At 68.6% G+C, this 25,314-nt stretch carries 26 protein-coding genes and 1 pseudogene; 22 read left to right on the top strand and 5 right to left on the bottom strand.

What is annotated here, in order from left to right:
* The first annotated feature begins 59 nt into the window (after positions 1-59).
* The 12 genes and pseudogenes from QJ852_15425 (at position 60) to QJ852_15370 (ending at position 13,172) form a co-directional block, all read left to right on the top strand.
* Complete coding sequence (locus QJ852_15425) at positions 60-2,891, top strand: aconitate hydratase (GenBank protein ID WGX99469.1); 2,832 nt, start codon at positions 60-62, stop codon at positions 2,889-2,891.
* An 89-nt stretch (positions 2,892-2,980) separates the two neighbouring features.
* Positions 2,981-3,115, top strand: a pseudogene (locus tag QJ852_15420) (thiamine-binding protein).
* Positions 3,116-3,336: 221 nt separating this feature from the next.
* Positions 3,337-4,335 (top strand): TIR domain-containing protein, encoded by a 999-nt coding sequence (locus tag QJ852_15415; GenBank protein ID WGX94541.1) that lies wholly within the window; start codon positions 3,337-3,339, stop codon positions 4,333-4,335.
* Positions 4,336-4,450: 115 nt separating this feature from the next.
* The gene (locus QJ852_15410) at positions 4,451-4,750 is read left to right on the top strand and encodes an MTH1187 family thiamine-binding protein (protein WGX94540.1); all 300 of its coding nucleotides are present in this window, start codon (positions 4,451-4,453) and stop codon (positions 4,748-4,750) included.
* Positions 4,751-4,782: 32 nt separating this feature from the next.
* Positions 4,783-4,962 carry a thiamine-binding protein gene (locus QJ852_15405; protein ID WGX94539.1) on the top strand — a complete coding sequence of 60 codons (180 nt, stop codon included), beginning with the start codon at positions 4,783-4,785 and terminating at the stop codon, positions 4,960-4,962.
* Positions 4,963-5,126: 164 nt separating this feature from the next.
* Entirely contained in the window at positions 5,127-5,732 is a 606-nt protein-coding gene (locus QJ852_15400) for a DUF3105 domain-containing protein (GenBank protein ID WGX94538.1), read from the top strand.
* Between the two features lie 32 nt (positions 5,733-5,764).
* On the top strand, positions 5,765-6,703 hold the full coding sequence (locus tag QJ852_15395) for an SMP-30/gluconolactonase/LRE family protein (protein ID WGX94537.1): 939 nt from the start codon (positions 5,765-5,767) through the stop codon (positions 6,701-6,703).
* A gap of 18 nt (positions 6,704-6,721) precedes the next feature.
* Positions 6,722-8,632, top strand: a complete 1,911-nt coding sequence (dxs, locus tag QJ852_15390; GenBank protein ID WGX94536.1) for a 1-deoxy-D-xylulose-5-phosphate synthase — start codon at positions 6,722-6,724, stop codon at positions 8,630-8,632.
* The gene (locus tag QJ852_15385) at positions 8,613-9,863 is read left to right on the top strand and encodes a hypothetical protein (protein WGX94535.1); all 1,251 of its coding nucleotides are present in this window, start codon (positions 8,613-8,615) and stop codon (positions 9,861-9,863) included. The genes dxs and QJ852_15385 overlap by 20 nt, the downstream gene beginning before the upstream one ends.
* A 7-nt stretch (positions 9,864-9,870) precedes the next feature.
* Positions 9,871-11,352, top strand: coding sequence for an amino acid permease (locus QJ852_15380; protein WGX94534.1), 1,482 nt, complete (start codon positions 9,871-9,873; stop codon positions 11,350-11,352).
* A 9-nt stretch (positions 11,353-11,361) separates the two neighbouring features.
* Positions 11,362-12,312 (top strand): PAC2 family protein, encoded by a 951-nt coding sequence (locus QJ852_15375; GenBank protein ID WGX94533.1) that lies wholly within the window; start codon positions 11,362-11,364, stop codon positions 12,310-12,312.
* Positions 12,309-13,172, top strand: a complete 864-nt coding sequence (locus QJ852_15370) for an acyl-CoA thioesterase II (GenBank protein WGX94532.1) — start codon at positions 12,309-12,311, stop codon at positions 13,170-13,172. The genes QJ852_15375 and QJ852_15370 overlap by 4 nt, the downstream gene beginning before the upstream one ends.
* 79 nt (positions 13,173-13,251) lie before the next feature.
* Here QJ852_15370 and QJ852_15365 read toward each other — a convergent pair whose 3' ends face one another.
* Complete coding sequence (locus QJ852_15365) at positions 13,252-14,097, bottom strand: MaoC/PaaZ C-terminal domain-containing protein (GenBank protein WGX94531.1); 846 nt, start codon at positions 14,095-14,097, stop codon at positions 13,252-13,254.
* An 11-nt stretch (positions 14,098-14,108) separates the two neighbouring features.
* Positions 14,109-15,443 carry a 3-oxoacyl-ACP reductase gene (locus QJ852_15360; GenBank protein WGX94530.1) on the bottom strand — a complete coding sequence of 445 codons (1,335 nt, stop codon included), beginning with the start codon at positions 15,441-15,443 and terminating at the stop codon, positions 14,109-14,111.
* A gap of 97 nt (positions 15,444-15,540) precedes the next feature.
* Between QJ852_15360 and QJ852_15355 the strand changes: the two genes are divergently transcribed.
* A complete protein-coding gene (locus QJ852_15355) occupies positions 15,541-16,821 on the top strand; it encodes an acetyl-CoA C-acetyltransferase (GenBank protein ID WGX94529.1) in 1,281 nt (426 codons plus the stop codon).
* 60 nt (positions 16,822-16,881) lie between these two features.
* Here QJ852_15355 and QJ852_15350 read toward each other — a convergent pair whose 3' ends face one another.
* Positions 16,882-17,568 (bottom strand): TetR/AcrR family transcriptional regulator, encoded by a 687-nt coding sequence (locus QJ852_15350; protein WGX94528.1) that lies wholly within the window; start codon positions 17,566-17,568, stop codon positions 16,882-16,884.
* Between the two features lie 70 nt (positions 17,569-17,638).
* Positions 17,639-17,902 (bottom strand): hypothetical protein, encoded by a 264-nt coding sequence (locus tag QJ852_15345; protein WGX99468.1) that lies wholly within the window; start codon positions 17,900-17,902, stop codon positions 17,639-17,641.
* Positions 17,903-17,928: 26 nt separating this feature from the next.
* On the opposite strand from QJ852_15345, the gene QJ852_15340 reads away from it, so the two are divergent.
* Positions 17,929-19,311, top strand: a complete 1,383-nt coding sequence (locus tag QJ852_15340; GenBank protein WGX94527.1) for a recombinase family protein — start codon at positions 17,929-17,931, stop codon at positions 19,309-19,311.
* Positions 19,312-19,356: 45 nt separating this feature from the next.
* Entirely contained in the window at positions 19,357-19,761 is a 405-nt protein-coding gene (locus QJ852_15335) for a hypothetical protein (protein ID WGX94526.1), read from the top strand.
* Between the two features lies 1 nt (position 19,762).
* Here QJ852_15335 and QJ852_15330 read toward each other — a convergent pair whose 3' ends face one another.
* Positions 19,763-20,065 (bottom strand): DUF2510 domain-containing protein, encoded by a 303-nt coding sequence (locus tag QJ852_15330; protein WGX94525.1) that lies wholly within the window; start codon positions 20,063-20,065, stop codon positions 19,763-19,765.
* Between the two features lie 1,350 nt (positions 20,066-21,415).
* On the opposite strand from QJ852_15330, the gene QJ852_15325 reads away from it, so the two are divergent.
* The 7 genes from QJ852_15325 to QJ852_15295 all read left to right on the top strand — a co-directional run bounded on the left by QJ852_15325 (position 21,416) and on the right by QJ852_15295 (position 25,225).
* Positions 21,416-21,718: a hypothetical protein gene (locus QJ852_15325; GenBank protein ID WGX94524.1), complete on the top strand. Its 303-nt coding sequence runs from the start codon at positions 21,416-21,418 to the stop codon at positions 21,716-21,718.
* A complete protein-coding gene (locus tag QJ852_15320; protein WGX94523.1) occupies positions 21,715-21,957 on the top strand; it encodes a hypothetical protein in 243 nt (80 codons plus the stop codon). The genes QJ852_15325 and QJ852_15320 overlap by 4 nt, the downstream gene beginning before the upstream one ends.
* The gene (locus QJ852_15315) at positions 21,957-22,736 is read left to right on the top strand and encodes a hypothetical protein (protein ID WGX94522.1); all 780 of its coding nucleotides are present in this window, start codon (positions 21,957-21,959) and stop codon (positions 22,734-22,736) included. Before QJ852_15320 ends, QJ852_15315 begins: the two co-directional genes overlap by 1 nt.
* 472 nt (positions 22,737-23,208) lie before the next feature.
* Positions 23,209-24,099 carry a hypothetical protein gene (locus tag QJ852_15310; GenBank protein WGX94521.1) on the top strand — a complete coding sequence of 297 codons (891 nt, stop codon included), beginning with the start codon at positions 23,209-23,211 and terminating at the stop codon, positions 24,097-24,099.
* A gap of 271 nt (positions 24,100-24,370) precedes the next feature.
* Positions 24,371-24,535, top strand: coding sequence for a hypothetical protein (locus QJ852_15305; GenBank protein ID WGX94520.1), 165 nt, complete (start codon positions 24,371-24,373; stop codon positions 24,533-24,535).
* Positions 24,536-24,543: 8 nt separating this feature from the next.
* Complete coding sequence (locus QJ852_15300; GenBank protein WGX94519.1) at positions 24,544-24,834, top strand: hypothetical protein; 291 nt, start codon at positions 24,544-24,546, stop codon at positions 24,832-24,834.
* Positions 24,809-25,225, top strand: coding sequence for a hypothetical protein (locus tag QJ852_15295; protein ID WGX94518.1), 417 nt, complete (start codon positions 24,809-24,811; stop codon positions 25,223-25,225). Before QJ852_15300 ends, QJ852_15295 begins: the two co-directional genes overlap by 26 nt.
* The last annotated feature ends 89 nt before the right edge of the window (positions 25,226-25,314 follow it).

The following is a 25,314-nucleotide window of genomic DNA, read 5'->3' as shown; positions in this document are numbered from 1 at the left end:
GGATGAACGGGAGACCTACCAACGATCAGTCGATGGCAGTCGATGAGGACGGAGACGCGATGGCCAGCAAGAACAGCTTCGGCGCCAAGAGCACCCTGGACGTGGACGGCAAGTCCTACGAGATCTTCCGCCTCGACGCGGTGAGCGGCGATGGCCTCGACGTGGCCAGCCTCCCGTTCTCGCTCAAGGTGCTGCTCGAGAACCTGCTGCGCACCGAGGACGGCGCGGACATCACGGCCGAGGACATCAAGGCCCTCGCCGGCTGGGACGAGAACGCCCAGCCCGACAAGGAGATCCAGTTCACGCCGGCGCGCGTGATCATGCAGGACTTCACCGGCGTCCCGTGCGTCGTCGACCTCGCCACCATGCGCGAGGCGATGGCCGACCTGGGCGGCGACGCCACCAAGATCAACCCGCTCGCGCCGGCCGAGATGGTCATCGACCACTCGGTGATGGCCGACGTCTTCGGCACGCCCGAGGCGTTCCAGCGCAACGTCGAGATCGAGTACGAGCGCAACCGCGAGCGCTACCAGTTCCTGCGGTGGGGCCAGGGCGCCTTCGACGACTTCAAGGTCGTCCCGCCGGGCACCGGCATCGTGCACCAGGTCAACATCGAGCACCTCGCCCGCACGGTCTTCACGCGCGAGGTCGACAGCCCCGACGGTGGGAAGAGCCTGCTGGCCTACCCCGACACCTGCGTCGGCACCGACTCGCACACCACCATGGTCAACGGCATCGGCGTCGTCGGCTGGGGCGTGGGCGGCATCGAGGCCGAGGCCGCGATGCTCGGCCAGCCGGTCTCCATGCTCATCCCGCGGGTGGTCGGCTTCAAGCTGTCGGGTGAGCTGCCCGAGGGCTCGACCGCCACCGACCTGGTGCTGACCATCACCGAGATGGTCCGCAAGCACGGCGTCGTCGGCAAGTTCGTCGAGTTCTACGGTCCCGGCGTGGCGGCCCTGCCGCTGGCCAACCGCGCCACCATCGGCAACATGTCGCCGGAGTTCGGCTCGACGATCGCGGTCTTCCCGATCGACGACGAGACCACCAACTACCTGCGCCTGACCGGCCGCTCCGAGGAGCAGATCGCGCTCGTCGAGAAGTACGCCAAGGAGCAGGGCCTCTGGCTCGACCCGGACGCCGAGCCGCGCTACTCCGAGAAGCTCGAGCTCGACCTGGCCACCGTCGTCCCCTCGATCGCCGGCCCGAAGCGCCCGCAGGACCGGGTCCTGGTGTCCGAGGCGAAGCCGTCCTTCCGCGGCGCGCTCGCCGACTACGTCAGCAACGGTCACACCGCCGAGGGCGCCTACGACGAGGCGCTCGAGGAGAGCTTCCCGGCGTCCGACCCGCCGGCGACGACCGGTGCCGACGGCCAGACCCCGGCCGTGGACTACCTCAGCTGCGCGCCCAAGGACGGCGGTCGCCCCTCCAGCCCGGTCGAGGTGACCCTCGCCGACGGGACGACCTTCACCCTGGACCACGGCGCCGTGACGATCGCCTCGATCACCTCCTGCACCAACACGTCCAACCCGTCGGTGATGATCGGTGCCGCCCTGCTGGCCAAGAAGGCCGTCGAGAAGGGACTCGTCCGCAAGCCGTGGGTCAAGACCACGCTGGCGCCGGGCTCGCAGGTCGTGTCCGACTACTACGACAAGGCCGGCCTGACGCCGTACCTCGACAAGCTCGGGTTCAACCTCGTCGGCTACGGCTGCGTCACCTGCATCGGCAACTCGGGCCCGCTCATCCCCGAGGTCTCCGCCGCCGTCAACGAGCACGACCTCGCCGTCGTCTCGGTGCTGTCGGGCAACCGGAACTTCGAGGGTCGGATCAGCCCCGACATCAAGATGAACTACCTGGCCTCCCCGCCGCTGGTCGTCGCCTATGCGCTGGCCGGCTCGATGGACGTCGACCTGTTCAACGACCCGCTGGGCAAGGACACCGACGGCAACGACGTCTTCCTCAAGGACATCTGGCCCTCGCCGGCCGAGGTCGAGGAGACCATCGCCGGAGCGATCAACTCCGACATGTTCGCCGAGTCCTACGCCGACGTCTTCAAGGGCGACGAGCGCTGGCGCTCGCTGCCCACGCCGGAGGGCAACACCTTCACGTGGGACGAGAGCTCGACCTACGTGCGCAAGGCGCCGTACTTCGACGGCATGCCCGACGAGCCGGCCCCGGTCACCGACATCGACGGCGCCCGCGTCCTGCTCAAGCTCGGCGACTCGGTCACCACCGACCACATCTCGCCGGCCGGTGCGATCAAGAAGGACTCGCCCGCGGGCCAGTACCTGACCGAGAACGGCGTCGAGCAGCGTGACTTCAACTCCTACGGCTCGCGCCGGGGCAACCACGAGGTCATGATCCGCGGCACCTTCGCCAACATCCGCCTGCGCAACCAGATCGCGCCGGGCACCGAGGGCGGCTTCACCCGCGACTTCACCGTCGCGGACGGCCCCGTCACCACCGTGTACGACGCCTCGGTCAACTACCAGGCCGCGGGCATCCCGCTGGTCGTCCTGGCGGGCAAGGAGTACGGGTCCGGCTCCTCGCGCGACTGGGCCGCCAAGGGCACCTCGCTCCTGGGCGTCAAGGCCGTCATCGCCGAGTCGTACGAGCGCATCCACCGCTCGAACCTGATCGGCATGGGCGTCATCCCGCTGCAGTTCCCGGCCGGCGAGAGTGCCGAGTCGCTGGGCCTGACCGGCGAGGAGACCTTCTCGTTCGCCGGCATCACCGAGCTCAACGAGGGCACCACGCCCTCGACGGTCAAGGTCACCACCGACACCGGCGTCGAGTTCGACGCCGTCGTCCGGATCGACACCCCCGGTGAGGCGAACTACTACCGCAACGGCGGCATCATGCAGTACGTCCTGCGCAACCTGCTGCGCGGCTGACGCCTGCTCGACCCGACGGCCCGCCGCTCCCGGAAACGGAGCGGCGGGCCGTCGTGCTTCTCCGGAAGGCCCCTGGCTACGGTGGGCGCATGCTCGTCGCGTTCAGCATCAGCCCCTCGGCCTCCGACGACACCGGCGGGGTGTCCGAGGCGGTCGCCGCCGCGGTCCGCGTGGTCCGCGCGTCCGGGCTGCCCCACGAGACGACGTCGATGTTCACCGATGTCCGCAGGGTGAGTGGCGTGACTGCAGGTCACGTGCTCGCAGGTCGGTAGTGGGGTAGCTACTTCGAGACAATCGTGAAGTCTCCGCCCGTCGGGTGGCAGGCTTCGCGGTCGAGGCCGGTGAGGGAGCGATGGCCGGGACAGGCCCGGCACGTGTAATCGAAAGGCGTACGAGCTTCCATGAACCCGTCACTAAGACGACTCCACGGCCTTAGTGTCGGCGCATGGACGCGCAGTTTGAGTTCGAGGTCGCGCTTTCGTTCGCAGGGGAGCAGAGGCCATACGTCGAGAGCGTCGCAAAGGCACTTCGTGACGCAGGAGTTCGGGTCTTCTACGACACGTACGAACAGGTCAACCTCTGGGGTAAGGACCTGTACGAGCACCTCGACTACGTCTATCAGCGGGCGGCGCAGTACTGCGTCGTCTTCGCCTCCGCGGAGTACGCGGAAAAGATGTGGACAACCCATGAGCGCCGCAGTGCTCAGGCCCGTGCGATCGACGAGAAGGGTGAGTACATCCTTCCCGCGCGGTTCGATGCGACGGAGATCCCTGGGATCAGGAAGACCATTGGTTACATCGATCTCCAAGCCGTGACGCCGGAGGTTCTGGCACAACTGATCCTCGAAAAGCTAGGGCCGCGCCGTCCGACAAGGTTCTTTCCCCCAGAGCCTGTGCGCGTCTACGAGATGTTGGACGTCGAGGGCACAGTCGCAGAGGAGTGGGCACGCCACACCGCGGCTGCGTTCTTTCAGGCGGCCTTGCGCATGACCGTCCAGGAACGGCTCCTGTTGTTCGAGGTCTTTGCCGAAGGCTGCAACTCCAAACTCCCAGAGAACGTGCACGTCAGCCTTGATCTGCTGCGTCGCACATCCGGAATCCCACCAACAGAGATTGTTCAAATCCTCTCAGGCATGAGCTCGCTCGGCGTGGAGGCCAAGCCATACGCCTCTGAGGATCATGATGACCCAGACATGATCGAGGTCAGGTGGGAGAACCGGTGGAGCTATCCGGACACCGACCAAGATGACTTCAACTTCGAACGCTCCACGGAAGTGGCCCGCGCGATGATGCTAGGTGCGTCGGCAGATCAGTGTGCGGAGTGTGCACGTGAAGCGCTCGAGGTTCTCGACTTCTCTGCGCTGTCGCTTTCGATGGCCTTCGACGACGACGAAGACGAAGAGGGCGAGGACGCGGACGATCCTGGCACGGTCGACGCGTCATAGGTCCGGCAGTCGCGGAGGACGTCGCGATGCCAATCGGCCCGTGAGGCTGCGGCGCCTACATGAGACAGCGGTGGTCCACGGCTACAGTCGAGAACCTCGCCGGTAGGTTGACGCCATGTTGGTTGCCTTCAGTGTCGCGCCTGCTGGCGGAGACGATGACGGGTCGGTTGCGGAAGCCGTCGCCAGGGCCGTGGAAGTCGTGCGGGACTCGGGCCTGCCGTGGGAACTCACGTCGATGTTCACGACCATCGAGGGTGAATGGGACGAAGTCATGGAGGTCGTCAAGCAGGCGACTGCGGCAGTCGTGATGGTGTCGCCCCGTGTGAGCCTTGTTCTAAAGGCAGACATTCGCCCCGGGTACACCGGGCAACTTGCTGCCAAGGTGGATCGAGTGAACAGGCTCCTCGGCCAATGACAGCCGCAGCGCTTACCTCAGTTCGGATACCGATGTTCACGACGATCGAGGGGGAGTGGGACGAGGTGATGGCGGTCGTGAAGCAGGCGGTCGACGTCGTGGCCGCATCCTCGCCTCGCGTCGGGCTGGTGCTCAAGGCCGACATCCGGCCCGGCTTCTCCGGCGAGCTCACCGCCAAGGTGGAGCGGGTCGAGCGGGCGCTGGAGCAGTGAGTCAGCCGCCGTATCCACCGCCCCCGCCCTACGGGACGCCGCCCGGGCCGCCGCCCGGGCCGCCGCAGGGTGCGCCTCCGCCGCCGTACGGGCCGCCGCCCGCCTTCCCCCCGCCCGGGTTCGCGCCACCCCCGCCCCGGCGATCGCGCTCGCCGCTGCCGATCGTGCTCGCGATCCTCGCCGCGGTCGTGGTGATCGGCGCCGCGGTCCTGGTGCCGGTCCTGCTCTCCGGTGATGACGAGGACGCCGGCGACGCCGGCGACTCCGGCCGCTCGGCATCCGGCGGCGCGACGCCCGACACGAGCAACCTCGACGCCGTCGAGGAGTACGCCGGACTGACCATGCAGCATCTCCCGGTCGGCGCGGAGCACGACTACCCGCAGTCCCCGCCGGTCGGCGGCGACCACGCGCCGTACTGGCTCGAGTGCGGCGTCTACGACGAGCCGGTGCCGGAGGTCAACGTCGTGCACGACCTCGAGCACGGCACGGTCTGGCTGACCTACCGCGACGACGAGGTCGACGCAGCGGGCGTGCAGCGGCTCGCGGACCAGTTGCCGGTCAACGGGATCCTGTCGCCCTATCCCGACCAGGAGGCGCCGGTCGTGATCACCGTCTGGGGCCGCCAGTTGGCGCTGACCGGACCGGACGACCCGCGGATCGCGCTGTTCGTGGCCGAGTACGGCGCCGGCGACACCGCGCCCGAGCCGTTCGCGTCGTGCCACGGCGGCGTCGACCCCGACGACCTGCCGCCGTCGGGCACCAGCGCCTGACCCGCGCGCCGGCGGGGTCTAGGGTCGACAGCGTGACCTCTCTCACCGTGATCCCCGTTCCCGGCCACGGCGCGGAGGACGTCGTCGTGGCGACCTCCGGGCCCGACCGGGGCAGCGTCTACACCGGCACCGACGACGGTGCGATCTTCCGGGTCGCTCCCGGCGGGGAGCGCATCGACCGGGTCGCCCACACCGGCGGCCGCCCGCTGGGGATCGAGTTCGCGCCGGACGGCCGGTTGCTGGTGTGCGACGCCCGGCGCGGGCTGCTGTGGGTCGATCCCGCGGCGGGCGGCGTCGAGGTGATCACCGCCGAGGTCGACGGTCGGCCGATGGTGTTCTGCAACAACGCCGCGCTCGCCGAGGACGGCACCATCTGGTGGTCGGACTCGTCGACCAGGTTCGGGATCGACCGCTGGAAGGACGACTTCGTCCGCAACACCCGCACCGGCCGGCTGCTGCGCCGCGACCCCGACGGCACCGTCGCCGTCGTCCTCGACGGGCTGGCGTTCGCCAACGGCGTCGCACTGTCGGCCGCCGGCGACTTCGTGTGCGTGGCCGAGACGGGGGCCCGCACCGTCGTGCGGCACTGGATCAGCGGGCCGAGCAAGGGCATGCGCGACCGGCTGTGCAGCGACCTGCCGGGCTATCCCGACAACATCGCGCGCGGCTCCGACGGGTTGATCTGGATCACCATCGCCAGCCCGACCGACCCGCTCGTCGAGCGCCTGCAGCGGGGTCCGATGGCCCTGCGCAAGCTGGCCACGAGGCTGCCGGACGCCCTGCAGCCCCAGCCCCGGCAGACCGTGCGGGTCGTCGCGTACGACGAGCGCGGCACCCTGGTCCACGACCTCGACATCAGCCCGGCCGAGCACGGCGCGGCGTACCACATGGTCACCGGGGTGCGGGAGCACGAGGGGCGGGTCTGGCTGGGCAGCCTGCACGAGTCCGCGATCGCCGTCTACCAGGGCTGACGCCGTAGACTCGCCGCTATGCCTGTGCTCGACACCATCACCGGACCGCGCGACCTGCGGGGCCTGTCCGAGGACGAGCTGACCCAGCTGGCGGCCGAGATCCGGGACGTCCTGATCCGCACCGTCGCGACCAACACCGGCCACCTCGGGCCCAACCTCGGTGTGGTCGAGTTGACCCTCGCGATCCACCGCGTGTTCGACTCGCCGCGCGACAAGATCGTCTTCGACACGGGGCACCAGTCCTACGTCCACAAGCTCGTCACCGGTCGGGCCGCCGACTTCGGCACGCTGCGGCGCGAGGGCGGGCTCAGCGGCTACCCCAGCCAGGCGGAGTCCGAGCACGACCTGGTCGAGAACTCCCACGCCTCCACCGCGCTCAGCTACGCCGACGGCATCGCCAAGGCGTTCCGGATCCGCGGCGAGGACCGGCACACCGTGGCCGTGATCGGCGATGGTGCGCTCACCGGCGGCATGGCCTGGGAGGCGCTCAACAACATCGCCATCCAGCACGACTCGCGGCTCGTGATCGTCGTCAACGACAACGGCCGCTCCTACACCCCCACCATCGGGGGGCTCGCGACCGCGCTGACCAGCCTGCGCACCAACCCGCGCTACGAGACCGTGCTCGACATCGTCAAGCGCCGGCTCAACGCGGTGCCGGGCGTCGGCGCCGCGGCCTACGACGCGTTGCACGCGATGAAGAAGGGCCTCAAGGACGCGCTCGCGCCGCAGGGTCTCTTCGAGGACCTCGGGCTCAAGTACGTCGGCCCGGTGGACGGTCACGACCGCGCGGCCATGGAGCAGGCGCTGAGCCAGGCGAAGCGCTTCGGCGGGCCGGTCATCGTGCATGCCATCACCCGCAAGGGCTTCGGCTACGACCCTGCGGAGCGGCACGAGGCCGACCAGTTCCACGCTCCCGGCCCGTTCGACGTGCAGACCGGGGCGGAGAAGCCCAAGGGGCCGATCTGGACCGACCACTTCGCCGACCACATCGTGCGGATCGGCGAGCGGCGTCCCGACGTCGTGGGCATCACCGCCGCGATGATGCACCCGGTCGGCCTCGACAAGTTCCAGGCCCGGTTCCCCGAGCGGACCTTCGACGTCGGCATCGCCGAGCAGCACGCCGCGACCTCCGCCGCGGGCCTCGCCATGGGCGGGCTGCACCCGGTCTTCGCCGTCTACGCCACGTTCCTCAACCGGGCCTTCGACCAGGTCCTGATGGACGTCGCGCTGCACAGGTGCGGCGTGACCTTCGTGCTCGACCGCTCCGGCGTGACCGGCGACGACGGCGCCAGCCACAACGGCATGTGGGACATGTCGCTGCTGCAGGTCGTCCCCGGCCTGCGTCTGGCGGCGCCGCGCGACGTCACCCGGATGCGCGAGCTCCTCGACGAGGCGGTCGAGGTCGCCGACGCTCCCACCGTCGTCCGGTTCCCGAAGGGACCGCCCCCTGAGGACGTCCCGGCCGTCGACCGGGCCGGCGGGTGCGACGTCCTGGTCCGCGAGGGCGCGCGCGACGTGCTCGTCGTGTCCGTGGGCTCGATGGCCCCGGTCGCCGTCGACGTCGCCCGGCGGCTCGTCGCCCAGGGCATCGGCGTCACCGTCGTCGACCCGCGCTGGGTCAAGCCGGTCGACCCCGCGCTCGTCGAGCTCGCCCGCACCCACCGCCGGGTCGTCACGATCGAGGACAACGGGGTGGTCGGCGGCGTCGGCGCGGTGCTGCTGCAGACCCTGGCGGCCGCCGGCGTCCGCACGCCGGTGCGGATCCACGGCATCCCGCAGGAGTTCCTCGACCACGCCAAGCGGGCCGCGATCCTGGAGCGGATCGGGCTGGCCCCGGCGACGATCGCCCTGGAGATCGTCCACGACATCGCCGCGGAGTCCGCCCCGGAAGGACGGGCGCTCCTCGATGTCGACGGCCCGCGCTAGGACGCTCGTCCCTGCGCTGGCGCTGCTCCTGCTGCCGCTCACCGGCTGCTCCGACGACCCGCCACCGCCGGCCTCCTCCGGCACCGGGTACGACGAGGTCAGCGCCCTCATGCAGCGCACGCTCGACAGGCGGGCGCGTGGCCTGCGCACCCACGACGTCGCCCGGTTCCGCCGCAGCCTGGACGCCGCGGACCCCGGCCTGATCGCCGAGCAGCAGACCTACTTCGACAACCTCGCCCAACTGCCCGTCGGGGAGCTGCGCTACGAGGTCGCCGCCGACACGATCACCCCGGTCGAGGGCGGCGACGACTACTGGGTCGAGGTGGTGCTCGTGCTCGGCCTCGACGGCTACGACGCCACGCCGGCCCGCACCCGCGACCGGTTCCTGTTCACGCCCTCGCCCGACGGCCGGCGGCTGGTCATCACCTCGACCACCGACCACGCCTGGGAGACCGCCCACCCGGGCAACGCGCAGCCGTGGGACCTCGGACCGATCCGGGTCGAGCAGGCGGTCGGCGTCCTGGGCGTCTTCGACGACACGACGGTGCGGCACGCCCCGGCGGTGCTCGACGCCGCCGGAAACGGCCGCTACGACGTCCGGAGCGTGATCGGCAGCACCAGCGGCGTCGCCACCGGCGTGGTCGTCTACGCGCTGCGTGACCCCACCTTCCTGCGGGGCCTCGCCGACCAGACCGTCGGCGACCCCGACCGCGCGGACGGGCTGACCATCGCGGTGCCCGTCGACGGGACGGATGCACGCCAGGGCGTGGCGTCGTACCGGATCTTCCTCAACCCACGGGTCCTCGACCAGCAGGCCGGCGTCCTGGGCCGGCTGGTGCGCCACGAGCTCACCCACGCGACCCTGGGCGCCCGCGGGCGCGGCGCCCCACTGTGGCTGAGCGAGGGCATCGCGGAGTACGTCTCCGTCCGGCCGATGTCGCCCACCCGGCGCCGGCTCCCGGCCCGGGCCCTCGACATCGCCGCGACGGCTCGCGCGCTGCCGGGTGCGGCCCAGTTCGGGGGCGCGGACGCCGAGGCCTGGTACGCCGTGTCCTGGTGGGTGTGCGAGTACATCGCCGCGACCTACGGCGCGCCGATGCTCTTCGTGCTGCTCGACCGCCTCGCCGACGGGGCCGACCAGAGCCAGGTCGTCCCGGACGTCCTCGGCGTGACTCCTGCCCAGCTGGCCCAACGAGGTGTAGGACTGATGGAACGCACCTACTCGGGTTAGGAGATCCATGAGCCTGTTCCGGATCAAGACGGTCGAACAGTCGATCGCCGACACCGACGAGCCCGACCATCGCCTGCGCAAGGACCTGTCGGCGCTCGATCTCACCGTGTTCGGCGTCGGCGTCATCATCGGCGCGGGCATCTTCGTGCTCACCGGCACCGTGGCGGCCAGCAATGCGGGCCCGGCGCTCGCCCTCAGCTTCGTGATCGCGGCCGTCGCGTGCGGGCTCGCCGCGCTCTGCTACGCCGAGCTCGCCTCGACCGTGCCGGTGGCCGGCAGCGCCTACACCTTCAGCTACGCGACTCTGGGCGAGCTGATCGCCTGGATCATCGGCTGGGACCTCGTGCTCGAGTTCACCGTCGGCGCCGCGGCGCTCTCGACCGGCTTCTCCGCCTATCTGCAGGAGGTGCTCGACATCGTCGGCGTCACCCTGCCGGCACAGATCAGCTCCGCGGCCACCGGCGTCGTCGACCTCCCGGCCGTGGTGATCGCGCTGCTGGTCACCTTCCTGCTGATCCGCGGCACGAAGTTCTCCAGCCGCTTCAACCAGTTCGTCGTCGCCCTCAAGCTGGTCGTCGTCGCGGCGGTGATCGTCGTCGGCATCGCGCACATCGACGTCAGCAACTGGACGCCGTTCATCCCCGACGCCCAGCCCGCCCCGGAGTCCGGTGGCGGCTTCGCCGACGTCCCACTGATCACCAGCCTGCTCGGCCTCGAGCCCGCGGTCTTCGGCATCGCCGGCGTGATCTCCGGCGCGGCGATCGTGTTCTTCGCCTTCATCGGCTTCGACATCGTGGCCACGACCGCTGAGGAGACGAAGAACCCGCAGCGCGACGTCCCCATCGGCATCCTCGGCTCGCTGGCCATCGTCACCGTCCTCTACGCCGCGGTCAGCCTGGTCGTCACCGGGCTGCGCAGCTACCAGGACATCGACCCCGACAGCGCGGCGCCGCTCGCCGACGCCTTCCAGGCATCGGGCGTCGACTGGATGCCCGACCTGATCTCCGTCGGCGCCTGCATCGGCCTGGTCGTGGTCGCCATGATCCTCATGCTCGGTCAGTCCCGGGTCGGCTTCGCGATGGCGCGCGACGGCCTGCTCCCGCGCTCACTGGCCAAGGTGCACCCGACCTGGGGGACGCCGTACCGGATCACGATCCTGACCGGCGTCGCCGTCGCCGCGCTCGCCGGTCTGGTCGACCTGAGCACGCTGGCCCACCTGGTCAACATCGGCACCCTGTTCGCGTTCATGCTGGTCAGCATCGGGGTCGTCGTGCTGCGGCGGACCCGACCCGACCTGCCGCGCGGCTTCCGCACCCCGCTCGCGCCGCTCGTCGCGGCGGTGTCGACGCTGATGTGCTTCTACCTCATGCTCAACCTCACCGGCGACACCTGGATCCGGTTCCTGGTCTGGATGGCGATCGGCGTCGTGGTCTACGCCGTCTACGGTCGCAGCCACAGCCGCCTGCAGCCGCCGCGGACGGGGGAATAGGCTTTCGGTGTGACCTCATCGCCCCGGCTCGTCCACATCGTCGACGAGGTGCCCGAGCTGGAGGGCGTGGAGAACCTCGCCCTGGTGGTGGCGCTCGAGGGCTTCCTCGACGCCGGCAGCGCCGGTGCCCTCGCCTGTCGGCACCTGGTCCGCGCGGGCGCCTTCTCGGCCGACGGCGGCGGTGTCGTGGTCGCGACCTTCGACGTGGACCAGCTGCACGACTACCGTGCACGCCGCCCGCCGCTGACCTTCGCCCGCGACCACTACGAGGGCTACGAGGCCCCGCGGCTCGTGGTCCGGATGCTGCGCGACGCCGGCGGGACGCCGTACCTCCTCCTGCACGGGCCCGAGCCCGACATCCGCTGGGAGGCGTTCTGTCGCGGCGTGCGCGAGGTCATCGAGCGCCTCGACGTCGCATTGGTCGTGTCGATGGGCTCGGTGCCCATGGCGGTGCCGCACACCCGCCCGATCGCGATCACCCACCACGCCAACAACCCCGACCTGCTCACCGGCACCAGTCCGTGGCGCGGCGAGCTGCGGGTGCCGAGCAGTGCGCAGGCGCTGCTGGAGGTCCGCCTCGGCGAGTGGGGTCACGACGCCCAGGGCTTCGTCGCGCACGTGCCGCACTACCTCGCCCAGCTCGACTACCCGCGCGCCTCGGTGTCCCTGCTCGAGCAGGTCGAGCTGGCGGCCCGGCTCACCGTCGACCTCGGCGAGCTGCGCACCGCGGCCGACGAGCGCGAGGAGGAGATCGGTCGCTACCTGTCGGCCAACAGCGAGGTGCAGGACGTCGTGACCGCGCTGGAGCAGCAGTACGACACCTTCGCACGCGCCGAGGAGGAGGGCAGCAGCCTGCTCGCCGAGGACGAGCCGCTGCCCACCGGCGAGGAGATCGGCCGGCAGTTCGAGCAGTTCCTGGCCGGCCTCGAGGGGCCCGACGAGACCGGAGGCGCGTCATGAACGACCGGGTGATGGGTGAGGCGACCCGCAAGCTGGTCTCGCTGCTCGACCTCGAACAGCTCGACACCGACCTGTTCCGCGGCCAGCAGCCCGAGACGATCCGGCAGCGGGTCTATGGCGGCCAGGTCGCCGCCCAGGCCCTGATCGCCGCGACCCGGACCGTCGACGAGGGCATGCAGGTGCACTCGCTGCACTCCTACTTCCTGCTGCCCGGCGACTACACGGTGCCGATCATCTACGACGTCGAGCGGATCCGCGACGGCAGGTCCTTCGCCACCCGCCGGGTGCTCGCGCGCCAGCACGGCCGCCCGATCTACTACCAGTCGCTCAACTTCCAGCGTGCCGAGGAGGGTCTCGAGCACCAGGACGTGATGCCCCCGGTCAAGGCGCCCGAGGAGGGCCTGGACCTGATGGCGCTGATGGCCGACCGCGGCACCGACGACGGGTTGAGCAAGGAGTGGGCCGCGCTCGACGTACGCTGGCTCGGCAGCTCGGCCCACGGCATGGAGCCGGACCCCCTGCATCCGGCCCAGACCCAGGTCTGGATCCGGGTCGACGGCCGGCTGAGCGACGACCCGATCGAGCACCTGGCCACCTTCACCTACGCCAGCGACGTCTCCCTGCTCGGCGCGACGCTGGCCGCGCACCCCGAGCACGGTCCCCACAAGGTGCAGATGGCCTCGCTCGACCACACGATCTGGTTCCACCGGCCCTTCCGGGCCGACGAATGGTGGCTCTACGACCAGTGGTCCCCGTCGGCCAGTGGCGGACGGGGACTCGCCCTGGGCCGGATCTTCACCCAGGACGGGACCCTGGTCGCGACCGTCGCCCAGGAGGGGCTGATCCGCCCGAGCCGCTGATGGATGGTCTCACCCGGCATCCGGGTCGTCTTCCGACCGCGAACACAGCAGGAATGCCGGGTGAGACGGGCCCGACGGATCAGAGCGCGGTCGTGCGGCCCAGCAGGTGGGGGGCACCGGTCTTCGGGTTCACCAGCGTGAAGTCCCAGCCGGTGGCGCCGGCCTCCGCGCCGAACTGCGCCTTTCCGGGCAGGAAGATCGGCTTCTTGAACGCGACCTCGACCTTGACGGCGTCGGGCAGCCGGTTCTCCAGCGCCGCGATGCAGCGCGCCTTGCTCCACATGCCGTGGGCGATGTGGCGCGGGAAGCCCAGGGCCTTGGCCGTCAGCGGATAGAGGTGGATCGGGTTCCGGTCGCCGGACACCGCGCCGTAGCGGCGACCGAGGTCGCCGGGCAGGCTCCACACCGGCCCCTTGGCATCGATCGTGCCCAGCGCCATCCCGGGGTCGCCGCCCTCCTTGTCGCCCTTGCCGACCCGCAGGTACGTCGACACGGACTCCCACACGACCTCCTCGCCCACGGTGCCGGTGACGTTCATGTCCCAGGCGCGGCCCTTGGTGCTGGCGCGCAGGTTGTCGGCGGTGAGGGCGAGCGAGACGGTCTCGCCGATGGCGACGGGACGGTGCTGGACGATCGTGTTCTCCAGGTGCACCGAGCCGATCGCCGGGAACGGGAACGCCGCGTCGGTCATCAGCTGCAGGTGCAGTGGGAAGGCCAGCATGTGCAGGTAGGGCACCGGCGCGACGTCGCGCCGGGGGAAGCCGCACACGGCGGCGTACCGCTCCACGGCCGAGCGCTCCACGAGCACGTCGTCGCGCGACAGCGTGAGGCCCGGCAGCGCGCCGCCGGTCTTCTTGATGCCCGGCAGCTGGTTCACGCCGGGGACCGCGGGCAGCGCGGCCTTCAGCATCACGGGGAGCGCCATGCCACCCATGATCAGGCACCCAGCATCATCTGGCCGCAGACCCGCACCACGTTGCCGTTGACGGCGGTCGAGGCGGGCGAGGCGTACCAGGCGATGGTCTCGGCGACGTCGACCGGCAGGCCGCCCTGGGACATCGCGTTGAGACGCTGGCCGACCTCGCGGGTCGCGAACGGCACGGCGGCGGTCATCTGGGTGATGATGAAGCCCGGCGCGACGGCGTTGATCGTGATGCCGTGTTCGAGCTTCTCGGCCAGCGAGTCCACGAAGCCGATGACGCCGGCCTTCGAGGCGGCGTAGCTGGTCTGGCCCAGGTTGCCCGCGATGCCGGCGATCGAGGCGACGCCGATGATCCGGCCGTTGGCGTTGACGACCTTCTGCTCGAGCAGCTCGGCGGTGATCCGCTCCGGCGCCTCGAGGTTGATCTGCAGCACCTTGCCGAAGCGCTCCGGTGTCTGGTTGGCGAGCTTCTTGTCGAGCGTGACCCCGGCGTTGTGCACGACGATGTCGACGCCGCCGTGCTTCTCCTTCAGATGGTGGGCGATCCGCTGCGGTGCGTCGGCCGCGGTGATGTCGAGGGTCAGCCAGTCGCCGTCGAGCTCCTTCATGACCGTGACCAGCTCGTCGGCGGCCTGCGGCACGTCGAGGCCGACGATCTTCGCGCCGTCGCGGTGCAGCACGCGGGCGATCTCCTCGCCGATGCCGCGACTCGCGCCGGTCACGAAGGCGACCTTGCCGGCCAGGGGAGCGGTCCAGTCGGCGAGCGCCGAGCCGTGCTGCTCGTCGTGGACGCCGATGCGGACCACCTGACCCGAGACGTACGCCGACTTGGGGCTGAGCAGGAAGCCGAGGGTGGACAGCACCGAGTCCTCGTAGCCCTCCGCGACGTAGACCAGCTGGACGGTGCCGCCCTTGCCGATCTCCTTGCCGAGGCTGCGGGTGAAGCCCTCGAGCGCGCGCTGGGCGATCCGCTCGCTGCCCGCGGCCGACCCCGGCGGCGTACCGAGGACGACGACGCGGGCGCAGCTCTTCAGGCTGCGCAGGAGCGGGGTGAAGAAGGCCTGGAGCTCGACGAGCTCCTCGACCGACGTCAGGCCGGTGGCGTCGAAGACCAGGCCCTTGTACCTCTCGCCGTCCGCCTGGGCGCTCGCCGAGGCGATGCCGAGGACGTCGAGCAGGCCGGGCAGCGACTCGACCAGCCGGCCGCGACCGCCGACCAGCACGGTGCCGTCGACCAGCGGGGAGCCGGCGGTGTAGCGGTCCAGCTTGGTCGGGTTCGGCAGTCCGAGGTTCTTGACGAGGAGCCGGCCGATCGGGGAGCTCACGAAGCCCTGGTACTTGTCAGTCATGTGCACTATGTAACTAGATGTGTAACTCTGAGTCCACATTTCGTGATCTCGCCCTCAAAGGGTTCTCCCGTGGGGGTGGCTGAGTGAGGATTGATTCATGACCGAGACCGTTCGCCGCGCCGCCGTACTCGGCGGTAACCGCATTCCGTTCGCCCGCTCCAACGGCGCGTACGCCACCGCCTCCAACCAGGAGATGCTGACCGCCGCACTCGACGGCCTCGTGGCCCGCTTCGGGCTGGAGGGCGAGCGTCTGGGCGAGGTCGCCGGCGGCGCCGTCCTCAAGCACAGCCGGGACTTCAACCTGGTCCGCGAGTCCGTGCTCAGCACCCGGCTCGCGCCGGAGACGCCGGCCGTCGACCTGCAGCAGGCCTGCGGCACCGGTCTCCAGGCGATCAACTACATCGCCAACAAGATCAAGCTCGGTCAGCTCGACTCCGGCATCGGCGGAGGCGTCGACACCACCTCCGACGCTCCCGTCGCGATCTCCGAGAAGCTGCGCAAGAAGCTGATCCAGCTCAACAACGCGCGCTCCACCAAGGACCGCCTCGCGATCCTCGCGACCCTCCGCCCCGGCGACATCGGCCTCGCGATCCCCTCCAACGGCGAGCCGCGCACCAAGCTCTCCATGGGCGAGCACCAGGCGCTCACCGCGCTGGAGTGGCAGATCACCCGCGAGGCCCAGGACGAGCTGGCCGTCGCCTCGCACCACCACCTCGCGGCGTCGTACGACGAGGGCTGGCAGGACGACCTGATCACCCCCTTCCGCGGCCTGGAGCGCGACAACAACCTGCGTGCAGACTCCTCGCTGGAGAAGCTCGCCAAGCTCAAGCCGGTCTTCGGCAAGGGCGAGGCGGCCACCATGACCGCCGCCAACTCGACGCCCCTGACCGACGGCGCCTCCGCCGTGCTGCTCGGCTCGGAGGAGTGGGCCGAGGCCCACGGCCTCGAGGTCCTCGCCTACTTCGTCGACTCCGAGGTCGCCGCCGTCGACTTCGTCAACGGCGCCGAGGGGCTGCTCATGGCTCCGGCGTACGCCGTGCCGCGGCTGCTTGCCCGCAACGGACTGACCCTGCAGGACTTCGACTTCTACGAGATCCACGAGGCCTTCGCCTCGCAGGTCCTCTCCACGCTCGCCGCGTGGGAGAGCCCGGTCTTCAGCAAGGAGCGCCTCGGCCTCGACGCGCCGCTCGGATCGATCGACCGCGCCAAGCTCAACGTCAAGGGCTCCTCGCTCGCCGCGGGGCACCCGTTCGCCGCGACCGGCGGCCGGATCGTCGCCAACACCGCCAAGCTGCTCCAGGCCAACGGCGGCGGCCGGGCGCTGATCTCGGTCTGCGCGGCCGGCGGCCAGGGCGTCGTCGCCATCATGGAGCGCTGACCTCCGCTACGCCGAACGGCCCGTCCCTCTGCGGGGGACGGGCCGTTCGGCGTACCGCCGTCAGGGGGTGACGAGCGCGAGCGCCGAGCGCACGAGGTACGAGCGGACCTGCTCGGCCGAGATCTGCCCGACCGTCGGGATGCCCGGCGCCGCCTCGCTGACGAGGATGCCGAGCCGGGCCAGCTGCAGCGCGCCGAGGCCGCTGGCGTAGAGAGCGTTGGCCAGCAGCACCGGGTCGTCACTGAGATCGAAGGCCCCCTCCTCGACGCCGTGGGTGAGGGTGTCGGACAGGACGGTCAGGCAGGACGTGATGCCGCGCCCGAGCCGGAACAGCGGGCCCTCCGCGATCTCGTCGAGCAGCTCGTCGCCCGGCCGGACCATGAGGGCCTGGGCGCAGTCGACGAACGCCGGGTGCGCGACGCCGTAGTCGACGAACGAGCCCACGATCCGCTCCAGCTGGTCGCCCGGGTCGCTCCCGCTCGCGGCAGCCGCGGCCATGGCGTCGTGCAGCTCCTCGAGGTAGCCGACGAGGGTCAGCGCGAACAGCTCCTCCTTGCCGGTGAAATGCCGGTAGACGATCGCCCGGTTGATCCCGACCGCGCTCGCGATCTCCTCGATCTGGACGTCGCGCACCCCCTTGGAGTCGAAGATCTCCCGGGTCGCGGTGATGATCTCCGCCTGGCGCGCCTTGCGGCGCGCGGCCGCCGCCCTGCGGCGCCCGTCGGTGGCTGGTGCGTTCGTCGCCATGGGGTGAGTGTACGAGATGTGCAACTCGCTGTTGCAACAGCTGTGACGAGATCGAGACCGCGACGGGCTCTCAGGGCAGCAGCGAGCGTACCGTCTCGATCGTGTCCGCCTCGTCCGCGGCCTTGTCGTCGCGGTAGCGCACCACCCGGGCGAAGCGCAGGGCCAGGCCGCCGGGGTAGCGGGTGGAGCGCTGCAGGCCGTCGAAGGCGATCTCGACGACCTGCTCGGGACGCACCGTGACGACCCAGCCGTCGTCGTCCACCTGGAGCCCGCGGAAGCGCTCGGTCTGCCAGGCCAGCATCTGGTCGGTCATCCCCTTGAAGGTCTTGGAGATAACTCGATATATGAAAGGATCCGAGCGTGGCTGACAGAGGGTATGCCCGGATCAGCCTCGACACGAAGGTGTCGGGGTCGATCCAGAAGCAGAAGAGCCAGATCACTGGTTCGGTGATGTCGAAGGGCGGCGACCCCGAGAAGATCGAGTGGTACGTCGATGAGTCGCGGTCAGGTGCGATTCCGATGCGCGAACGTCCCGATGGCGGTCGCCTGTGGGAGGACGTGAGCAAGGGCGATGTCGTGTACGTGTCGAAGATCGACCGTGCCGCCCGCAGCGCGTCTGACCTCCTGGCAACGGTCGAGCACATCGAGAAGGCGGGGGCGAGCATCGTCTTCGTCGGAAATGACATCGACACCACAGGATCGACGGGCCGTCTGCTGCTGACCATCCTCGCGGCGGTCGCAGAGTTCGAGCGAGCTCTCATCGCGGAGCGGCGGAGGGAGTCGATCAGTGCCGCTCGCGAAGAGGGCAGGCACATCGTCGGCGGGGCGCCGTACGGCTTCCTGTCGGCGGAGAACCCGAAGGGGCGCGGGCTGGTGATCCGGCCAGACTGGCGGGATCCGGAGGACGGCGGGGAGCCTCCGGCGAAGCTCCTGCGTGACGCCATTGCGGCAGTGATGGCGGGGGAGTCGCAGGACAGCGCTCGAAAGGCGCTCGGGCTGTCCAAGACCGGGATGCACAAGCTCCTCAGGAACCCCCGACTCGCGGGCATGATCCCGAATGGCGATGGTGTCGTCATGGTCGGCGGGGTGCCGAAGATCGACCCCGACGCTGCTCTGTTGACCTTGGTGGAATGGCGACGGCTCCGGGACTATCTCGACAAGCCGGAGACGAAGGCGTGGAGCAAGGCGAGGGGATATGGCGCTGCTCTGCGCTGTGAGGTCTGCGGGGATCGGCTCTACTACGCCAAGAGCAATCGCAAGCCGGAGTACAGCACCTACGTGTGCCGCCGGGTGAAGCACGAGCCGGGGGATACGTCTCCGACCGTCGTTGCTGTTCGAGCAGACGCTCACTTAGAGCAGGCGTTCCTGGGCAACTGGTCCGACGAGCCGGAGATCGTGGAGGTGGTCGTGGACGATCCCACGGCGAGGACGGAAGCGATCGCGCTCGCCCAGGTGCGGCTAGAGGCTGCGCAGATCGCCTTCCTAGGCGAGCTGTCAGACGACGAGGAGGAAGGCGTCCTCCGCGACCTGAGAGACGCCAAGCGTGCCCTCCGGGAGGCTGAGGACATGCCCGTCGAGCGAACGACGACGACCGCTCCGACGGGACGGACCTACGGGGAGGCCTGGCAGGCCGCCGACGATGCCGAGCGATCGCACTTGCTGCTGTCATGCCTCGGGCCTGCCGTGGTCCGGCGAGGAAAGGGGCTCGCGATCGAGGAGAAGGTGATCTGGCCGATCAGTTGACTGGGCTGGCGCCCCTCTGCGCAACGACAATCAGCGTCGGGCAGGATGGCCGGCATGATTGCGAAGGTTCTCCGCGTCGGAGTGGCGGGTGTCGCTGCCCTTGCCCTGGTCCCGTCGATGTCGAGCGTCGCGCAGGCAGGCGCGCCGTCATCCAAGGCGGCGCTGCGCGAGGCTGTCACGGACTACTCGCGGGCGTACCTCAACGGCAACGGAACCAAGGCGTACCGGATGCTTACCCCTCGTTGTCGCGCCGTGATTCCTCGCGGTCCGTTCAACGACTCCTCCGACCTCGCTGCGATCATCTACGGCAACCTCCACATCGAGACCTACCGCGCCAAGGTCCGAGGCACGCGCGCCCGGGTGACCTACACGTTCTCCGACCCCGATCTGAACCAGCGGCGGGAGCCATGGGTCAAGGTATCGGGTCGTTGGAAGAACAACGACTGCTGACCTACGAGTTTCTGTGCTCAGTCCACGCTGAGCCATCCCACCAGCGCTTCCCGGCATCGCCGTCAGGATCGTCGTACCAGCCGGGAGGGGGACCAGCGGAGACAGGTGCGGCAGCCTGAGCCTGCTGGTTGGCGATCCGTAGCGCTGCGTCGCGGTCAGCCTGCGCCTGCTCCAGCAAGGTCTGGGTGCGGTCGCGGTACGCCTTCGACTTGGAGCGCTCGGCTGCTGCCTGTCGCTCACTGTCGTTGCGCCAGTTGACCACGCCCATCGTGCTGAGGCTCATCGTCTTCCTGAACAGGCCCATGACCGGATTTCTACTGCACCTTCAGCCACTTCGGCGGGGAAACAGGGAGATTCGAATGCCCATCTATGTGTAGGTAGTGATGAGGCAGCGCCGTAGAGCGCGTGAATGCGGACCACGGCCAGGGCGGCACTCGGAGTGCAAGAGGCAGTCGAGTCCGCGCTGCGGAGGCGCACAGAGCGCCGTCCTCGCGTTCTCGGGAGAGCGTCGGCGAGAACCTGTCTGAGATGGTCCAGACTGATGTTCTGGCCGGCAGGTGTCGGACTGATCTGCCGGTTCTGTACCTCGCATAATCCATAATGGTGCCCACCAGAGCGACAACGGCTCCGGCAACGAGCCTCGACCGAACGGAAGCAGGTGGGGACGGCCACTTCGTCTCGCGCAATATTCCCGAGATGAAGGAGGAATCTCCCATGCCCGATTCAGCCAGTAGCAAGACTCCACTGACGTCGAGGAACCTCTGGCGCCAGGATCTCGCCGGTCAGGTATTCCGACACCTGACCGTTGTTGAGCGGGTCGAGAACGCTCCGGGGTCGAAGGCGCAATACCTCTGTCTCTGCGACTGCGGCGCAGAGAAGGTCATTCGCGCAGACAACCTCACCGCTGGACGCACCGTCAGTTGCGGCCACGTCGGATACGGCGTGCCCTACAGCGTCATCGGGAGACCCGAGCCCATGAGGCCCTTCGAGACGGAGACGGACCTGGCTGCTCATCAGGAGCGCGTGAGCAAGGCCAGAGAAGCGATTGCCGAGCGTGAGGCTGTCGAGAAGGCCAAGCGGGCTGTGGGCGTTCGGCTCCGTCGCAATGAGCGACGGCGGAAGCGGTATCGGGATCGCGCCATTGCCTCGTGGTCCGCTTAATGCTGTTTCAAGCCGTAGGAGGACCGTCTGCATAGATAGAGGATGAGGTGATCGTCCTCGCTATGCAGATCGGTATGAGGTTGAGCCGGGGGACTTGGGTCCACTTCCCTGAGTTTCCTTGGATCCCTCCCGATCTGAGCATCGCGCAGTCTGGGATCCCCTCCTTCCTTGGCCTGCGCGCATGTATTCCCTCGCGGTCGGCTCTTCCTCACTGTCCCGACCGCGAGGGCACTTCTTCTTGCCCCAACGTGGGATGACCCGTTCATAACAAATCATTGAAAGGAGCCACCGAGATGGCCCTACAGATTGGAGCCGATACCTACCTCGACTGGAGAGAAGCAAGCGAGGAGATGGGAATGGGACCGCAGACGCTACGGAACTATCTGAGCCTGCATGGCGACGATTATCTCCAGCGGCACCGCGAGATCATCCCCGGTCGCGTGTTCTTCAAGCTGTCCGAGGTCCGGGCTCGTGCGCGCCTGCGGGGTAGCCGATGAGCCGGCAGGAGCAGCCCGACCTGGGCAACATGCAACACAGGGCTGTGGATGCTCATGAGGCCATCGCGCACGGTCTCGTCGGCGCGAGTATCGGCCACTGGCGGGTGTTGGACCGCAAGAAGTCCGACGCTGGCCGCTGGATCTACGTCGCGGTCAACGGACGCACCGGCCAAGAGAGAGCACTTCGTGGCTACGAGCTCGTGAGGCTTGCTCGACAGGCCGAGTGTGACGGCCTGCCGGTCTACGTGCCGGGGAATCCGTGGCGGCCAGAGGGGCGATCGACTGAGGAGGCTGCATGAGCCGTAGGCGGAAGAAGCCGAGCGGACGTCCGGCTGGAGCGCCCGATGTCGCGGCGATCATGTACCAGGTCGCGTTGGAGCACGCTGCCAATGTCGCGGGCGACCCGGCTGTGCCGTGGCTCGATGCTCTGGAGCGGCTGGACGCTGCCGTCCTGATCGGCGGCAGGCTCCGCAAGACACCGGACGCCGTTGTAGACGAGTGGATCGACCTCTCGACCGCGCTGAGAGCTGGTCGCTGATGGACGAGCGACTTGCGCACATGACCCGCGACGCCCGCGGGTTGGACTACCGAGTCAAGGGCTTCCTCAATCTCATCGCGAGTCGAGGTGGAGTGCTGTACGGCAGCGTCGAGACGAACATGGCCGATCTCGGCATCAAATCGAGGAAGGGCTACTACGCCTGGCGCAGTGCTGCGCTGGAGTCGGGGCTGATGGTCGAGCAACGGCGATTCGACGCGGCCACGGCCTATGTCGCCGATCTCGATCTCCTCGCGACCCTCGTTTCCGAGGCGCCGAGCGAGGGGGCATGTACTCCAAAGGAGTACGTGGTCGGCGAGACCCCCCACGAAGCATGTACTCCAAAGGAGTACATGGTCGGCGAAGCATGTACTCCAAAGGAGGAATCTGAAGACTCCTATGTGTCTCCTACCAACACGGCTCACCCTGACATCGGCAAGGCTCCCTCCTTCTGGGACGACGGTGACAAGGAGGCTCAGAACACCGAGACCCCTTCGGGGATCTCTCCTCGGGTAGCCGCTGTCAACAAGGTCGAGGCAACGGAGGAGACGACGGTGCCCGAGATCGCTCTCTGTGTCGATCACGGCAATGTCTATCCAAAGGACGGCTGTCCTCATTGCTTCGCCGTCGCCAGTCGAGAGCGGAGCGAGTCGAAGCACTCCGACGAGCAGCGTCGTCAGTGGTTCGAGAACAACCTGGAGCAGAACGAAGACCCGAGGGCTCTCGGGATCGACCCTGACGAGATCACTCCCAGCGGATACGTTCCTCGCCGTCGCCGATGAACTGTCTCGTCTGAGATAGATCCTCGATCAACCCAAGGTTCCAACTCGGAACCTTCCATCCCTCCGTCGCCCCTCCGGCTGAGGCGCGAGGAGCGATCCGCGAGGCACCTTCGGTACTCCGCGCTGCGCCGTGAGCGCTGCAATCCATCTTCACCTCCGGTGGACGACACCCGTCCATCCGGCGATCTAGTCATGCCCGAAACCGGGCTACGCAGAGAAGGAGAAAACCCATCAGGAACACGATCAACGACCCCGGCCTGCTGGCCCGGCCCCATGAGCGCTGGGAGCACCTGCTCCCGCTACTCCCCGGCCAAGAGGCTCGAGTCGCCATCGAGCCGATCACGGTCATGGCGATCCACCCGAGTTTCGACGCCAGCCGAGAAGCCGCTGCCGACCGGAAGCTCCAGCGGAGCCGCCGAAACCGAAAGCGCGCCGGCCAGACCGACCCCGTCAACTGAAGGAGATCGACAGCATGACCAACACCTACAAGAACCTCGAAAACCAGATCCTCGCCGGCGCCAAGGGCATCACTGCTGCCGACCTGGCTTCCGCGTACTTCGCAGATCGCTTCAACGAGCTCGTCCTACGACGGCAGACCATGGAAGCAACGGCAAGGCGCGACGCTGCTGCCAACGCAGATGCGGAACTCGCCGAGTTCGTCGCCCAGGTGCTCCGCGACAGCGCGTACGACCTCCGGCTGCCGCTGGACACGAAGTACGCCGTCGGAGACATCGAGATCGAGGATGGTGTGCCGACCATCGTCGTGAAGCCGCTCGCTCCGACCGAGCACACGGGCACTGGCACCGCGTCCGGCAAGGTGAGCGTGAAGCTGCACAACCTTGGCAGTCCCGTTCTCGACACCAAGATGCTGCGCGACCTGATGGCGAAGCACTCGCTGAACGGCAACCTGTCGTTTGTCGATGTTGGGAACTTCAGCCAAGGCGAGTCGATCAACATCGTCACGATGAAGCACGCTCTCCTCGACAACCCCGTTGTTCCGAGGCCGAGTGCTGACGGCCTTGCCCACGAGATCGTCGCGTTCGCCAAGCGTGGTCGCAGTGACACGGTGGGACGGGCTGCTCGTGTGCTCGACACGACCGTGGTCGCCAGCGATGAGCAGGCTGCCACTGTTCGGGGCACGATCGCCGCCTACAGCGACAACGGCATCCGCTGGACACTTAACGAGATCGTCAACGAGATCCGACCCTTCGTCGAGCGGCGATCCGGCCTCGCGCCGAACCTCGGTGTCATCGAGAAGATCGAGATCTCGAACGTGCGCCCGTGGTCGAGCGGTCCCGGTGGCGCTAGCGGCGCCGAGATCGAGTTCACCGCCACTGCTCGCTCCCGTCGAAGTGTCAACTGATGGCTCGGCAGCCAACGGCGTCATCCCGTCGCGCAGAGACCTTGGAGCAGGCTCGGACATGGCACCGGGTGAAGAACACGTACCTCAGCGACGGCTTCTGCGAGCCCTGCAGCGTGCAGGCTGCCTACGGCCACCAACTCGGCTTCTCAGAGGTCGCTCCGGTCTGTGCGGACTGCACCGGCACGGGGCCCTCGTGGCGCAACGCGGGGGACGACGCGGCCAGGTGGGCTGGGAACACCCCTTCGGTCTCTGGTCCGCCTCAGATCGGAGCGTGGGCCGCGTGAAGGGCGGTAAGGCGCTGGGCAGGAAGTTCGTTCGGCAGGGCAAGCAACTCGACTGCGAATCGGCGTTCAAGCCGGGGCAGAAGGTCACGGCCGGCAGCATCAAGCGGCGAACGGCGGTGCAGATCATGCGGATCGAGGCGAGGACGACCTGAGGATGACGATGACGACCACCGACATCTACCGCCTTGGTGCATTCCTGTCAGCAGGGATCGAGGTCGACAGAGCCGAAGCGCTAGTGGCCCTCGTCCGCTCCATCGAGGAGAACGATGACGCCGGAGCAAGGGTGCGTCAGAAGGCGGCGCTGCTCGATCGCCTCGTCGGCGTGCCCTTGTACGACGCCTACGCCGCGTTGTTCTGCCATCCATCGGAGCACGAACCCTTCGGAGCCATCGGCTCCGATTACCTCAACAAGAAGGAGACCAAGCTTGGCAACGATGCCGAATCGCACTGAAGACCTCACCCCGGCCGGTGAGCGAAAGCGCAAGCAGCGTGGCACGACGACAGTCCGGGGCAAGAGCAACCCCGCGACTGTTCCGGTGCCCGATCCCGAATGGTCCAAGGCCGCTCGGATGGTGTGGGACTCGATGTTGGAGTCCGGAGGCGCGGCCTACTTCGAGTCCAGCGATTACGCCGTGCTCTACATCGTATGCGACCAGATCGAGCATCTGTATCAGCAGGGAGGCCGACGATCTCCCGAGTACCTGCGTGTCATCATGCAGGCGCTCGGTGCTCTGCTCGCCACCGAGGGCGATCGACGCAAGCTCCACATCGAGTTGCAGAAAGCTCCCGACGACGAGGAGGACTTCCTCGCCGGACTGGACGACCTGTTCGGCACCGGTTGAGCGAACAATGCCCCCTCCTGCCTCTCGATTCCGGGAGCGCCAGGAGGGGCCATCTGTCGTTCCATTAGACGCCGCGGCGCAAATGCGGC

Origin of the sequence: Nocardioides sp. L-11A, from assembly GCA_029961745.1 — a bacterium.
In the GTDB taxonomy this organism is placed as follows: Bacteria; Actinomycetota; Actinomycetes; order Propionibacteriales; family Nocardioidaceae; genus Nocardioides.
This window is presented reverse-complemented; position numbering and strand designations above follow the sequence as displayed.

Coding starts and splice junctions, on each gene's coding strand:
- QJ852_15355 (WGX94529.1), top strand. CDS start 15,541: ATGACCGAGACCGTTCGCCGCGCCGCCGTACTCGGCGGTAACCGCATT.
- QJ852_15350 (WGX94528.1), bottom strand. CDS start 17,568: ATGGCGACGAACGCACCAGCCACCGACGGGCGCCGCAGGGCGGCGGCC.
- QJ852_15385 (WGX94535.1), top strand. CDS start 8,613: ATGTCGACGGCCCGCGCTAGGACGCTCGTCCCTGCGCTGGCGCTGCTC.
- dxs (WGX94536.1), top strand. CDS start 6,722: ATGCCTGTGCTCGACACCATCACCGGACCGCGCGACCTGCGGGGCCTG.
- QJ852_15410 (WGX94540.1), top strand. CDS start 4,451: ATGTTGGTTGCCTTCAGTGTCGCGCCTGCTGGCGGAGACGATGACGGG.
- QJ852_15380 (WGX94534.1), top strand. CDS start 9,871: ATGAGCCTGTTCCGGATCAAGACGGTCGAACAGTCGATCGCCGACACC.
- QJ852_15315 (WGX94522.1), top strand. CDS start 21,957: ATGGACGAGCGACTTGCGCACATGACCCGCGACGCCCGCGGGTTGGAC.
- QJ852_15330 (WGX94525.1), bottom strand. CDS start 20,065: ATGGGCCTGTTCAGGAAGACGATGAGCCTCAGCACGATGGGCGTGGTC.
- QJ852_15415 (WGX94541.1), top strand. CDS start 3,337: ATGGACGCGCAGTTTGAGTTCGAGGTCGCGCTTTCGTTCGCAGGGGAG.
- QJ852_15320 (WGX94523.1), top strand. CDS start 21,715: ATGAGCCGTAGGCGGAAGAAGCCGAGCGGACGTCCGGCTGGAGCGCCC.
- QJ852_15335 (WGX94526.1), top strand. CDS start 19,357: ATGGCCGGCATGATTGCGAAGGTTCTCCGCGTCGGAGTGGCGGGTGTC.
- QJ852_15425 (WGX99469.1), top strand. CDS start 60: ATGGCCAGCAAGAACAGCTTCGGCGCCAAGAGCACCCTGGACGTGGAC.
- QJ852_15365 (WGX94531.1), bottom strand. CDS start 14,097: ATGGCGCTCCCCGTGATGCTGAAGGCCGCGCTGCCCGCGGTCCCCGGC.
- QJ852_15405 (WGX94539.1), top strand. CDS start 4,783: ATGTTCACGACGATCGAGGGGGAGTGGGACGAGGTGATGGCGGTCGTG.
- QJ852_15310 (WGX94521.1), top strand. CDS start 23,209: ATGACCAACACCTACAAGAACCTCGAAAACCAGATCCTCGCCGGCGCC.
- QJ852_15300 (WGX94519.1), top strand. CDS start 24,544: ATGACGACCACCGACATCTACCGCCTTGGTGCATTCCTGTCAGCAGGG.
- QJ852_15360 (WGX94530.1), bottom strand. CDS start 15,443: ATGACTGACAAGTACCAGGGCTTCGTGAGCTCCCCGATCGGCCGGCTC.
- QJ852_15370 (WGX94532.1), top strand. CDS start 12,309: ATGAACGACCGGGTGATGGGTGAGGCGACCCGCAAGCTGGTCTCGCTG.
- QJ852_15325 (WGX94524.1), top strand. CDS start 21,416: ATGAGCCGGCAGGAGCAGCCCGACCTGGGCAACATGCAACACAGGGCT.